The sequence below is a fragment of the Mergibacter septicus genome (genome assembly GCF_003265225.1).
GTDB classification, from domain to species: Bacteria; Pseudomonadota; Gammaproteobacteria; order Enterobacterales; family Pasteurellaceae; genus Mergibacter; species Mergibacter septicus.
Genome location: NZ_CP022013.1, coordinates 221,725 through 234,489, shown reverse-complemented (window position 1 = coordinate 234,489; position 12,765 = coordinate 221,725). Strand labels below are relative to the sequence as shown.

Sequence of the window (12,765 nt, the reverse complement as noted above, 5' to 3'; positions counted from 1 at the left end):
ATGAAGAAAGAGAGCCAAGATCCAACAGTGGTAGAAAAAGAAAAAAATACGCAAGTGAAAAAAAAACATACTTTATGGCATCGTTGTATGTGGATTATTTTTTTACTTTTTTTATTCTTTGGTATCACCAGTTCATTTTTACTTAGTACAGGTGTAGGGCAACGTGGATTAATAAAACTTGCGACTTATTGGATTAATGATCTTAGTATTAAACAGGTAACTGGTAACTTACAACAGGGGCTGCAGATACAAGATCTACGCTATCACAGCGAGGATTTTAATATCCAACTTGCGACAGCGGATTTACAAATAGATTTTTCCTGCCTTTTAAACCAGCATCTCTGTATTAAGCGGATAAGCTTACAACAACCGCAGATTGATATTCATACTGTTAATACTACAGAAACTGCAGCGAATCCAGAAGATCAGCAGAAAGTAATCAAGCTACCCTCTATTACTCTCAATCAATTAGAGATAAACCAGTTATCCCTTAATCTTAACCAGCGCCAATTAAAGCTAAAACATTTTGAAACAGCTGTTCAAACGGGTGATCAAGAAGGGATATATATAGCCCCTACAATTATTCAAGGGCTAACCTTTATTCAGGCTACATCTAACAAAGTAACGAGTTCACAAGCTACTCGTCTAGATTCCCCTTTAGATTGGAATAAACTAAAAGAACAATTAACTCAACCACTGTTATCGCCAACAAGCAGTGTTAAATTACCTTTTGCAATTACTCTTGAAAAGATACAAGGAGAAAATTGGCAATATTACCCTGATCCAACCGCTTCACCTTTTATCCTTGATAGATTACAACTTAATCTTGCTGCAACCCCAGAGCAAATTAAAAATATCACACTGGCAGCCTTCAGCCCAATTGGTAATTTAACAATAAATGGTAACGCACAATTTAGTTCATCTTTTCCCTTTGAATTGGCTGTAACAGGGCATACCACAGAGGAATTAAACCAACTATTACAACGCAACCAACTCGCTTTACCTGATCAACAACAGATTCCTGCTAGTACAATTAAGCTTTCAGCAACAGGAAATTTGATAGGGCAATCCAAATTACACCTTGCTACTAGTGGTCTTGCAGATTTAACACTAGACACCGTTATTAATTTAAACCAAGAGCGTACCCCTTTTAATTTACGCCTAAACATAAAACAAGCACATTACCCACTGCAATTACAACCAAAACAAGATCCGAAAACTGACCAATTACACCTGACTAATCTAGATCTCAATCTCACTGGTAACCTATTAAAATATCAACTTAATTTAACTGGGCAAGTTGCAGGATTATACAGCCCTAAGCTAACCCTTAATATCAATGGGGAAGGTACACCAACCTTTTTTCAAATCACACAAGCGAATATAAAGGCTTTACGAGGAAGTTTACAACTTGATGGCAAGATTGACTGGGAAAAGACGATTCATTGGCGAGCAAATTTAAAACCAGATCAATTACATCTTGAAGATTACCTTAACACCAAGTCTTGGCAATCAACCTTGTCTGGTGAAGTCAAGGTAGCAGGTACCATTGAACATCAAAACCTGCAATTAACACTTGATGATATTCATCTCAAAGGGGTATTCAACCATAAACCTTTACTATTAACAGGGAATTTAAACGTAACACCACCACAAGTATTACTTAATACCACTGGTTTAGATCTATATTACGGCAATAATCATCTCTATTTTAAAGGGCATTTAGGTAAAAACTCCGATTTCTTAGCAAAAATTAATGCACCAAATTTAACTGGCTTAATTCCGCATCTTACTGCGACTTTAAATGGTACTTTAAAACTTCAAGGACAGTTATTTAATCCTATCTTGATAGCAGATTTACAAGGCAATAACTTACGTTTTCAACAATTTTCATTACAAAATTTTCATTTAACAAGTGATATTAATCACCAGCAAAATCAAATTGCAGGAAAATTGGACCTTCAGGCGAATAACTTTCTTTATGGCAATACACTGAATTTAAGCCAGATCAAATTACAGGCACAAGGTAATGAACAACAACACAGCTTAACGCTCAATCTTAAAGGATCGCCTATTAGCTTAAATTTAGACTTACAAGGTCGTTTTGATCAACCACAACAACGTTGGCAAGGCAAACTCCTGAATGCAAATTTAACCACTCCTGTGGGGTTATTCAATAATAATCAAATCATTGATCTGACTTACAATAATCAACAACAACTTACCACTATTTCTGCCCATTGCTGGAAAAACCAAAGTTTACCACTGTGCTTTCCACAACCCCTGATTTTAGGACAAGAAGGAAAAATAGAATTTATTAGCCAAAATGCAAACCTACATTTTCTACAAAAATTTCTACCTAGCGATACTTCGCTATTAGGAAATTTTAATCTAGCAGGTAATGTCGCTTGGTTTAAACAGAAACCCGCAAACTTAAACCTAGACTTTACTAGTTCAACAATTCACTTAAAACAAAAATTAAATTATCGGACAATCAATTTTAAATTCGATCAAATCAATCTCCACAGTAAACTGGCGGATAATAATTTATCCTTACAAGCAATCCTTAATCTCAACCAACAAGGAAAATTAAATAGCCAAATCCAAATCGATGATTTAGAAAAACAACGAAACCTAAATGGTACATTGCAACTTAGCGGGCTAAAATTAGATTTTCTCCAACCATTATTATTTAAAAATGAAAAACTGAAAGGTGAATTAAATAGTCAACTAAAATTTACAGGTTCACTACTTAATCCATTACTGTATGGAACTATCGATTTAAACCATCTACAAGCTTCTCTCCAATCCCTACCTTTTGATATTAAGAAGGGGCAATTAAATTTAACTTTTAATGGCAATCAATCTAAAATTAACGGCAAAATTATCTCTAACAAAGAGGATCAATTAAACCTCGTTGGTGATGCAGGTTGGTCAAAATCTTCTGATTGGTATAGTAATCTCAAGATCAATGCTCAAAAATTTCAATTAGCAATTTTACCTTTTGCAAACTTATCTGTTAGCCCAAATATTCAAATTCAAGCAACACCTAAATTACTCAACTTAACTGGGCAGGTTAATATTCCAACTGGTAATATCAATATCAACCAACTTCCAGAAAGTGCTGTTAAAGTTAGTAGTGATGAGGTTATCTTAAATAAAAATAATCAACCGCCTGCAAGCAAAACAAATGAAATGGCACTACGAGCTAATATTCAAGTGAATATTGAGAAAGAAGTAAAAATTAATGCCTATGGCTTAAAAAGTTATATCAGTGGTATTTTAAATGTACGACAAGAACAGCAAAATCTCGGATTATTTGGACAAGTGAACCTGATTCAAGGTCGATACACTTCTTTTGGGCAAGATTTATTAATCAATAAAGGACAAATTAGTTTTTCTGGTTTACCATCACAACCATTCATCAATATAGAAGCAATCCGCAATCCTAAGTCCATTGAAGATAATGTGATTGCAGGTATTAAAGTAACAGGATCAGCTGAATCACCACAGGTATCTGTTTTTTCTGATCCTGCAATGTCACAAGATAATGCACTATCTTATTTATTAACAGGTCATTCTTTAGCTGCTGATGATAATGGTGCAAATAATACTGTTGGTACGGCGTTAATCGGTTTAGGATTAGCACAAAGTAGCCAATTAGTAGGTAAATTAGGGGAAACATTTGGTATTCAGAATTTAAACCTTGAAACACAAGGTGGTGGGGATAAATCGCAAGTGATAGTCAGTGGTTATATTACACCTCGCTTACAAGTTAAATACGGTATTGGTTTGTTTGAACCACTAGCACAATTAACACTGCGGTATCGCCTATTCCCACAACTTTATATTCAATCTGTTTCTGGCACAAATCAAGCTGTTGACTTACTGTATCAATTTGAACGATAAAATATCTATGGGAGATAAAATATGCAAAATAATATCCGAGAAATTGCGATTATAGATCTAGGCTCGAATAGCTTTCATATGATTATAGCCCGTATCGTAAATGGTTCAGTGCAAATTCTTTCTCGCTTAAAACAAAAAGTCCAATTAGCCAAAGGATTAAATCAAGATCGTTTTTTAAGTCAAGAAGCGATAGATCGTGGTGTTGCTTGCCTTGCACTCTTTGCAAAACGCTTACAAGGCTTTCCTACTGAAAATGTTAAAGTAATAGGTACTTATACCTTACGTCGAGCATTAAATAAACAACAGTTCTTAGAGCAAGCTAGCCAAGTTTTTCCTTATCCAATTAACATTGTTAGTGGACAACAAGAAGCAAGGCTTATCTATGCAGGTGCATCTCATACTCAACCCGAACAAGGACGAAAATTCGTGATTGATATTGGAGGTGGCTCAACAGAATTAGTTATTGGTGATAATTTTACACCACTACGAGCAGAAAGCTGTCATATGGGCTGTGTAAGTTTTGCGAAACGTTTTTTTACTAATGGCTGTATCAGCCAAACCCATTTTCAACAAGCTTACTTATTAGCAAAAGAAAAACTATCATCATTACAAAAAGCATATTGTCAATTAGGCTGGCAATATGTTTTAGGTTCATCTGGGACGATCAAAACGGTGAGTCAGGTATTAACTGCCAATGGTGCTAAAGACGGCTTAATCACAGCAAAAGGTTTAACCTGGTTAATTCAAGAAACCACCAAGGTTAAACATTTTAACGATTTACAACTATCAGGGCTAAATCCAAATAGGGTAGATGTTTTCATTCCGGGTTTAGCTATCTTAATGGCTATTTTTGACTGCTTTAATATTGCGAGTATGCGTTACTCATCTGGTGCCTTACGTGAAGGGATCATTTATACCTTTGAAACACAATTTGCCGTACAAGATATCCGTCAACGTACCCTTGATGCTCTCATACAACAATTTAATCTTGATACTCTTCAAAGTGAACGTGTTGACTACACGCTAAAACAGTTAATACCACAAGTAACGCAATGGCAAAAACCTGAAACTCTCACTGAAATAGAACAACTATTATCTTATGCAGCAAAAACTTATGAAATTGGCTTAGTAATTAACCACGAAAATCTACAATACCATTCCGCTTATCTGCTCCAAAATATGTCATTACCGGGCTTTGACAGTGAACAGCAAAAATTACTTGCCACATTCGCTCATTATCATTTAAAAGAATTCAAACTTGATAACCTTCCCCATTTTAATCGCTATCATTCCCAAGATGTACTTACCGCTCTCATTTTATTTCGTCTATCAGTATTATTTAATACCACTCGCCAAGCGACTAAACGGTGTGAAAATATTACATTAAATTGTATAAATCCAACAAAATGGGAAATAAAAGTAGATGTTGACTATTTAAGGCAAAATCCATTAATTCAACAAAATTTAATCAATGAAAGTCAACAACTTACTAACGTTGGCATTACATTAACGTTAGCGAGTTGAAAAAAACTGCAAAGATTATCAAGATGAAATATGCAATTTAAGTAAACTACCGTAGAATACTGGAGCTTTACCGCTAATTATCTCAATAAATAAGGAACTTTTATGCTATATCCAAAAGAAGAACTTTTATATGCACCTATTGAATGGCAAGATCATAGCGCAGGATATGAAGATATCTTATATCATAAATCGACTGATGGTATTGCCAAAATCACCATTAATCGCCCACATATTAGAAATGCGTTTCGTCCACAAACAGTAAAAGAAATGATCCAAGCATTTTCTGATGCTCGCTTCGATGAAAAAATTGGTGTAATTGTATTAACAGGGCAAGGGGAAAAGGCATTCTGTGCAGGTGGCGATCAGAAAGTACGGGGTGATTACGGCGGTTACCAAGATGATCAAGGTGTACACCACCTAAATGTATTAGATTTCCAACGTGATATTCGTACCTGTCCAAAACCTGTAATTGCAATGGTTGCTGGTTATGCGATTGGTGGTGGACACGTTTTACATCTGATCTGTGATCTTACTATTGCTGCTGACAACGCCATTTTTGGGCAAACTGGTCCTAAAGTAGGTTCTTTTGATGGTGGTTTTGGTGCTTCATATATGGCTCGAATAGTAGGGCAAAAGAAAGCACGTGAAATTTGGTTCTTATGTCGTCAATATAACGCACAAGAAGCTTTAGAGATGGGGTTAGTGAATACAGTTGTTCCATATGCTGATCTCGAAAAAGAAACGGTTCGTTGGTGTCGTGAAATATTACGCAATAGTCCAATCGCACTTCGTTGCCTTAAAGCTGCACTCAATGCTGATTGCGATGGACAAGCAGGCTTACAAGAATTAGCAGGTAATGCAACTATGTTATTTTATATGACAGAAGAAGGACAGGAAGGACGTAACGCCTTTAATCAAAAACGTGAACCTGACTTCAGTAAATTTAAACGTAATCCTTAATCTTTGATCAACACGGTTATTATCGTTATGATAATAACCGTACTCTTCTCTTAACAGTCAGAGTACCTTTACTTTTACCCTTTTCAAAAAGAAAATATTTTTCATTCAATAGGATTAAACAATGCGTTTGTTTATTTTAGTACTTGCGAGTATTCTTGTGCTGTTTCAATATAACCTATGGTTTGGTAAAAATGGATATAGAACTTATCAAGCTGTACAACAAGAAATTAATCAACAAAAAGTGATCAATGAAAAATTAAAACAAGAAAATGAATTCTCACGAGCAGAAATCATGGACTTAAAAAAAGCAGATGGTAGTGCTGTTGAAGAGCGAGCAAGACAGAATTATGATATGATTAAGCCCAATGAAATTTTCTATCGTCTTATATCTAGTTCAAAACAATAATGAAATTAAAAACAGATTTTTCTTGTTCTACGCTAAGCAATTTACCTAAAATTATTGCTATTGTTCCTGCTGCTGGCATTGGTTCTCGTATGCAGGCAAATAAACCGAAACAATATCTGAAAATTCACAATAAAACGATTTTAGAACATACTCTAGAACAACTCTTAAACTATCCTCATATTGATACTATTATTTTAGCTGTTGCGAAAAATGATCCTTATCTATCTACTTTAACCCTATTACCACATTCTAAAATTCAAGTTGTGCTAGGTGGTGATAGCCGAGCTGACTCTGTTTATAACGCCTTGCAAAACGTAGATGAAAAGGCTTGGGTTCTCGTACATGATGCCGCTCGCCCTTGTATCACTCACCAAGACCTAGATAAATTAATCAAAATAACCAACCCTAGTGGTGCAATTTTAGCAACACCAGTGATTGACACCCTTAAACGCTCGAATTTAACACAAAAAATTGTGCAAACAGAAGATCGCAATCAGTTATGGCATGCTCTGACACCTCAATTCTTCCCTGCAAAACTATTAAAACAAGCATTACAACAAGCAAAAAATCAGGGATTAGAAATCACTGATGATGCCTCAGCAATCGAACAATATGGATTACAACCTTTATTGATAGTCGGACGAAGTGATAATATAAAAATTACACGTCCAGAAGATTTAGCCCTAGCAGAGTTTTATTTAACCCAACAACATCGAGATAAAATATGATAAAAATTGGACACGGTTTTGATGTACACGCTTTTGGTGGTACTCCCCCTTTAATTATTGGCGGCGTACAAATTCCTTACGATCAAGGTTTACTTGCCCATTCTGATGGCGATGTTGCACTACATGCCCTTACAGATGCGTTACTTGGTGCTGTGGCACTAGGAGATATTGGGAAATTATTTCCTGATACAGATCCCGCTTATAAAGGTGCAGATAGTCGTGAATTATTAAAAGAAGCATACCGACAAGTACAAGCAAAAGGTTATCAAGTAGGTAATATAGACTTAACCATTATCGCTCAAGCCCCAAAAATGCGACCACATATTGATGCAATGCGAGCTTGTATTGCTCAGGATTTAACCTGCAGTTTAGAACAAGTTAATGTTAAAGCAACGACAACCGAAAAATTAGGTTTCACAGGACGTGGTGAAGGAATTGCGTGTGAAGCAGTTGTTCTTCTATATCCTGCCAATGCAAAATAAGGGCAAAAAATGTTAGAACAACTCGCTTACTTACAAGGAAAACCAAGCCAAACCGCTCGTTTAAAAGCTCAATTTAGCGATTTTATAGTGCGAGAAGAATTAGGCTATCCCTTTAGTGGTGAAGGTGAATTCGTTGTAGTAAAAGTACGAAAAACAGATTGTAATACCCTCTTTGTTGCCGAGAAATTAGCTCAATTTGCAGGTATTCCAGCCAAGTCTGTCAGTTATGCAGGCTTAAAAGATCGGCACGCAATCACTGAACAATGGTTCTGCTTACACTTACCCAGACAAGAAACACCCGATTTTAGCCAATTTAATCTAAACGGTATCGAAATTTTAGCTATAACACGCCATCAACGTAAAATTCGCATAGGCAGCCTAAAAGGGAATTGGTTTTCCTTACTCTTAAGAGATCTGAGTGCTACCCCAGAATTAGTCCAACGTTTAGAAACGCTCAAAATCTATGGCTTTCCAAATTATTTTGGCGAGCAACGCTTTGGACATAATGGCAATAACCTAGCACAAGCTTATCGTTGGGCAAAAGGTGAAATTAAAATTAAAGATCGAAAAAAACGTAGCTTTTATCTTTCCGCAGCACGCAGTGAAGTCTTTAACCAACTTCTCTCCGCACGGCTGGAACAAGGATTAATTCGTCAAGTATTACCAAATGATATTCTCCAATTACAAGGCTCTCAAAGTTGGTTTATTGCAGATAAAACGCAAAATAATTTAGTCGAATTACAACAACGTTTAGAACAACAAGATCTGAATATCACTGCACCACTAATCGGTGATGATGCCCCACAATGTTTGCCCGAATATGAACAACATTTAGTGATGCCTTATGCTAATTTGCTAAAATTAATGCAATTTGAACGAGTAAAAAGTGCAAGAAGGGCGGCACTTTGCCTACCACAACAATTAGACTGGCAATTTACTAGCGATGGGTTAAACTTACAGTTTTTCTTACCCACAGGTAGTTATGCAACGGCTTTAGTGCGTGAAATTGCCTTAATCGTTTAACAACATATTCAATCACTCAATAAAAAAGAAGGAGAAAAATTATGCGAATTTTATTAAGTAACGATGATGGTTATCACGCTGAAGGAATTCAAGTATTAGCTTACCACTTACGCAAATTTGCCGATGTAACCATTATCGCACCAGATAGAAATCGCAGTGCGGCATCAAATTCTCTGACCTTGATTGAACCTTTACGTCCTCGTCATTTAGATAATGGTGATTACTGTCTAAATGGCACACCTGCCGACTGTGTTTATTTAGGTTTGAATCAAATCTTAGCAGGGCAAGTTGACCTAGTCGTATCTGGCATTAATGCAGGTTGTAATATGGGTGATGATGTGCTGTATTCAGGTACTGTTGCGGCAGCCTTTGAAGGACGCCATTTAGGTTTACCATCAATTGCCGTTTCACTTGATGGACGTCAACATTATGATACCGCTGCACAAGTGGTCTGTGAACTTATCCCTAAACTACATACTTCAGTGCTAAAATCACGAGAAATCTTGAATATTAATGTACCAGACTTACCCTATGATCAACTCAAAGGATTGCAAGTTACACGTTTAGGCTACCGTGCAGCCGCAGGCGAAATTATCAAGCAAAAAGATCCTCGTGATGAAGTGATTTATTGGATTGGTCCAGCTGGACTACCAGAAAATACAAGTGAAGGGACGGATTTCCATGCCGTTGCAAATGGTTATGTTTCATTAACACCTATTCAAGCTGATATGACCGCCCATCACTCTTTAGCCAATTTACAACAATGGTTAGATAAATAAGCGATAAAGAAAGATTATGTCAACGGTTGAACAACGGGAAATGATCGAAGCCCTGTATGCTCAAGGCATTCAGGATCAAGCTGTCCTACAAGTAATGTATGACACCCCTCGGGCAAACTTTATTGAAACGGTTTTTGCTCGCCAAAGCTGTAAGAATATCTCCTTACCCATTGGACACGGGCAAACCATTTCAAAGCCTTATACCGTTGCACTTATGACGTCTCTCTTGCAACTAAATAAACAAGATAAAGTATTAGAAATTGGTACAGGTTGTGGCTATCAAACTGCTATTCTAGCAAAACTGGCAAAGCAAGTATTTAGCGTTGAACGGATTAAGGAGCTACAATGGCAAGCAATGCTCCGTTTAAAAAAGCTCGATCTTTACAATATCACATTAAAACACGATGATGGTTGGCAAGGCTGGTTAGCGTATGCACCTTTTGATGCCATTATTGTTACTGCAGCCCCAAACTCTATCCCTCACGCCTTACTCGAACAACTTGCTGATGGCGGACGTTTAGTTCTACCTGTGGGTGATCAACATCATCAAATGTTAAAGCGAATTACCCGTCATCAACAGCAATTTCAAGTCGAAAACATAGAAACAGTAAAATTTGTACCTCTCGTTAAAGGAGAAACGGAATGAAGCTCTTTGGTTCTCTCTACGATAAATTAATCCAATGGTCAAAGCACCGTTGGGCAACATTCTGGTTACTCGTGGTCAGTTTTATTGAGGCAATCTTCTTTCCGTTACCTGTTGATATTATGCTCATTCCCATGGCAATATCAAAACCCAATCAAGCTTTCCGTTATGGCTTATATGCTGGTTTAGCCTCTACCGTAGGGGGAATAGTCGGGTATCTTATCGGATATTATGCTTTTGATTTAATTAAAGATTACCTCAACCAATGGGGATATCAATCTGCTTGGGATCTTGCGGTAAGCTGGTTTCAACAATGGGGCATTTTGGTCGCCTTTGTTGCAGGATTTGCCCCTATTCCCTATAAAATTTTTGCCATCTGTGCAGGTGCCTTACAAATGGCATTTCTTCCTTTTATATTAATGTCTTTATTATCTAGAACATTACGTTTTTTATTAGTTGCCAAACTCTCTGCTTGGGGTGGGCAACGCTTTTCAGCTCAAATCCGTCATTCTATTGAAATCATTGGTTGGAGCGTTATAGTATTAGCAATATTCGCTTATTTTCTAATTAAATAAGGATTTATCTTTTATGAAAAAACCATTTTTACTTTTGCCTTTTGTCACTCTAGTGATAGCAGGTTGTAGTACTGGACAAAATCCAGCACCAATCATCAATGCTAACAGTAACCTTGCACCGGGAACATACCAACCTGTTTACAATAATAACAATACTTGGGAACCCCAAGTACAGCGAACATCAACAGAAAATGATCATTTTAAAGCTAATACTACTATTTCACCACGTGAAATACACTATCAGCAACAAAATTTCACTATCCCTCGTGATCCAGAAACAAATAAACCAGACTATAGTAAAATTGAGAAAGGTGCCTACAAAGGCAAAACTTATACTGTACAGAAAGGCGATTCTATCTATCTCATTTCCTATATTTCAGGTATGGACGTTCAAGAGTTAGCCAACTTAAACCATATTCAACCACCATATTCCCTAAGTATTGGTCAGGTATTAGAACTCAAACAAACAAATGCGGCAAATAATACCGCCAACCCTCAACCACAACCTGTTGTTAAAACTGAACCAAAACCTGTTACAACTAACAAAACAACACAAACAGTTAAAACAATCCCACCTGTAAAACCAACTACAATCAATAATTCCGCAATTCGTTGGACTTGGCCAACCAAAGGAAAAATTGTTCAAGGTTTTTCAACAGCTGATGGTGGTAACAAAGGTATTGATATTGCAGGTTCTCGTGGACAAGCAATCTATGCCACAGCCCCCGGTCAGGTGGTATATGCAGGAAATGCACTACGTGGTTACGGCAACTTAATTATCATTAAACATAATGACGATTATCTAAGTGCCTATGCCCATAACGAAAATATCTTAGTAAAAGATCAACAACGTGTTACAGCAGGGCAACAAATCGCACAAATGGGAAGTTCAGGCACGAATTCTGTAAAACTGCATTTTGAGATTCGCTATAAAGGTAAGTCAGTTAATCCAATTAACTATCTACCAAAATAATGTATGCTTCAAAAAAATCCTGTAAACCTTTTTCTTCAGGATTTTATTCAATTTAAGTGTTTTATCTCCTACTAATTAATCAAAAAATAACAGCGTTAGTAAAATAACGCTGTTATTAATATTTAAACTATCAAAATTAATTATTTTTTTAAAAATGCTAAGCCTGCCTCGGCAACTTGAATATCCTGTGAACCGTGAGCACCACCAACGCCAATACCACCAACAACAACGCCATCAAGTATAATCGGCATACCACCATCTAAGAATGAAAAGTTTTCATTTAAATATTGAAGACCTGCTGGGATTTTGCCTTCTTTGATGCCATCACTAATAGATTTCGTTGTTCTCTTTTGTGAAACTGCCGTATAAGCCTTTTTATAACTCGCTCTTATCGTATGAACCCCTGCATTATCATTTCTAAGTACCCCCAAAATAACCCCTGAAGCATCAACAACTGTTACTGTAACATTCCATTTATGCTTTTTAGCCTCTTTTTGTGCAGCATTGATCATACCTTCTACTTGCTCAATAGTGAGTACTGGTTTTCTGACAATATTTGGATCTGCAATTGATAAAACAGGTAGAAACATTGCTAATAGAATCATAAAAAATTTTTTCATAAAATACCCTTAAAATAATAAAAGAGATCATATATCCAGTGTTTCATTACTTAATAAAAAAACAATTTATTTTTATTAAAAAACACCCCTCAAAATACCTAAAAGGTAGGTAAAATATAAAAAATAAACCTATTACTATCAAT

12 protein-coding genes are annotated in these 12,765 nt (G+C 36.3%); 11 read left to right on the top strand and 1 reads right to left on the bottom strand.

Annotation, left to right across the window (positions count from 1 at the left end):
• From tamB to CEP47_RS01110, 11 genes are all read left to right on the top strand, one after another.
• The gene (gene tamB / locus CEP47_RS01160; protein ID WP_261919799.1) at positions 1–3,909 is read left to right on the top strand and encodes an autotransporter assembly complex protein TamB; all 3,909 of its coding nucleotides are present in this window, start codon (positions 1–3) and stop codon (positions 3,907–3,909) included.
• A gap of 21 nt (positions 3,910–3,930) precedes the next feature.
• Complete coding sequence (gene ppx / locus CEP47_RS01155; RefSeq protein WP_261919800.1) at positions 3,931–5,433, top strand: exopolyphosphatase; 1,503 nt, start codon at positions 3,931–3,933, stop codon at positions 5,431–5,433.
• Positions 5,434–5,535: 102 nt separating this feature from the next.
• Positions 5,536–6,393, top strand: a complete 858-nt coding sequence (menB, locus tag CEP47_RS01150; RefSeq protein ID WP_261919801.1) for a 1,4-dihydroxy-2-naphthoyl-CoA synthase — start codon at positions 5,536–5,538, stop codon at positions 6,391–6,393.
• A 121-nt stretch (positions 6,394–6,514) separates the two neighbouring features.
• Entirely contained in the window at positions 6,515–6,799 is a 285-nt protein-coding gene (ftsB, locus tag CEP47_RS01145) for a cell division protein FtsB (RefSeq protein WP_261919802.1), read from the top strand.
• Positions 6,799–7,527 carry a 2-C-methyl-D-erythritol 4-phosphate cytidylyltransferase gene (ispD, locus tag CEP47_RS01140; protein WP_261919803.1) on the top strand — a complete coding sequence of 243 codons (729 nt, stop codon included), beginning with the start codon at positions 6,799–6,801 and terminating at the stop codon, positions 7,525–7,527. The genes ftsB and ispD overlap by 1 nt, the downstream gene beginning before the upstream one ends.
• A complete protein-coding gene (ispF, locus tag CEP47_RS01135) occupies positions 7,524–8,009 on the top strand; it encodes a 2-C-methyl-D-erythritol 2,4-cyclodiphosphate synthase (RefSeq protein ID WP_261919804.1) in 486 nt (161 codons plus the stop codon). Before ispD ends, ispF begins: the two co-directional genes overlap by 4 nt.
• 9 nt (positions 8,010–8,018) lie before the next feature.
• Positions 8,019–9,032, top strand: coding sequence for a tRNA pseudouridine(13) synthase TruD (truD, locus tag CEP47_RS01130; RefSeq protein ID WP_261919805.1), 1,014 nt, complete (start codon positions 8,019–8,021; stop codon positions 9,030–9,032).
• A 41-nt stretch (positions 9,033–9,073) separates the two neighbouring features.
• Positions 9,074–9,811: a 5'/3'-nucleotidase SurE gene (gene surE, locus CEP47_RS01125; RefSeq protein ID WP_261919806.1), complete on the top strand. Its 738-nt coding sequence runs from the start codon at positions 9,074–9,076 to the stop codon at positions 9,809–9,811.
• 16 nt (positions 9,812–9,827) lie between these two features.
• Complete coding sequence (locus CEP47_RS01120) at positions 9,828–10,457, top strand: protein-L-isoaspartate(D-aspartate) O-methyltransferase (protein WP_261919807.1); 630 nt, start codon at positions 9,828–9,830, stop codon at positions 10,455–10,457.
• Positions 10,454–11,029 (top strand): YqaA family protein, encoded by a 576-nt coding sequence (locus CEP47_RS01115; RefSeq protein ID WP_261919808.1) that lies wholly within the window; start codon positions 10,454–10,456, stop codon positions 11,027–11,029. Before CEP47_RS01120 ends, CEP47_RS01115 begins: the two co-directional genes overlap by 4 nt.
• A 13-nt stretch (positions 11,030–11,042) precedes the next feature.
• Positions 11,043–12,002: a peptidoglycan DD-metalloendopeptidase family protein gene (locus CEP47_RS01110; protein WP_261919809.1), complete on the top strand. Its 960-nt coding sequence runs from the start codon at positions 11,043–11,045 to the stop codon at positions 12,000–12,002.
• A 140-nt stretch (positions 12,003–12,142) separates the two neighbouring features.
• On the opposite strand, the gene CEP47_RS01105 is transcribed toward CEP47_RS01110, so the two are convergent.
• Entirely contained in the window at positions 12,143–12,622 is a 480-nt protein-coding gene (locus tag CEP47_RS01105; protein ID WP_261919810.1) for a GlcG/HbpS family heme-binding protein, read from the bottom strand.
• Positions 12,623–12,765 lie beyond the last annotated feature (143 nt).

Coding starts and splice junctions, on each gene's coding strand:
- CEP47_RS01115 (WP_261919808.1), top strand. CDS start 10,454: ATGAAGCTCTTTGGTTCTCTCTACGATAAATTAATCCAATGGTCAAAG.
- CEP47_RS01110 (WP_261919809.1), top strand. CDS start 11,043: ATGAAAAAACCATTTTTACTTTTGCCTTTTGTCACTCTAGTGATAGCA.
- surE (WP_261919806.1), top strand. CDS start 9,074: ATGCGAATTTTATTAAGTAACGATGATGGTTATCACGCTGAAGGAATT.
- ispF (WP_261919804.1), top strand. CDS start 7,524: ATGATAAAAATTGGACACGGTTTTGATGTACACGCTTTTGGTGGTACT.
- tamB (WP_261919799.1), top strand. CDS start 1: ATGAAGAAAGAGAGCCAAGATCCAACAGTGGTAGAAAAAGAAAAAAAT.
- CEP47_RS01120 (WP_261919807.1), top strand. CDS start 9,828: ATGTCAACGGTTGAACAACGGGAAATGATCGAAGCCCTGTATGCTCAA.
- menB (WP_261919801.1), top strand. CDS start 5,536: ATGCTATATCCAAAAGAAGAACTTTTATATGCACCTATTGAATGGCAA.
- ppx (WP_261919800.1), top strand. CDS start 3,931: ATGCAAAATAATATCCGAGAAATTGCGATTATAGATCTAGGCTCGAAT.
- truD (WP_261919805.1), top strand. CDS start 8,019: ATGTTAGAACAACTCGCTTACTTACAAGGAAAACCAAGCCAAACCGCT.
- ispD (WP_261919803.1), top strand. CDS start 6,799: ATGAAATTAAAAACAGATTTTTCTTGTTCTACGCTAAGCAATTTACCT.
- ftsB (WP_261919802.1), top strand. CDS start 6,515: ATGCGTTTGTTTATTTTAGTACTTGCGAGTATTCTTGTGCTGTTTCAA.
- CEP47_RS01105 (WP_261919810.1), bottom strand. CDS start 12,622: ATGAAAAAATTTTTTATGATTCTATTAGCAATGTTTCTACCTGTTTTA.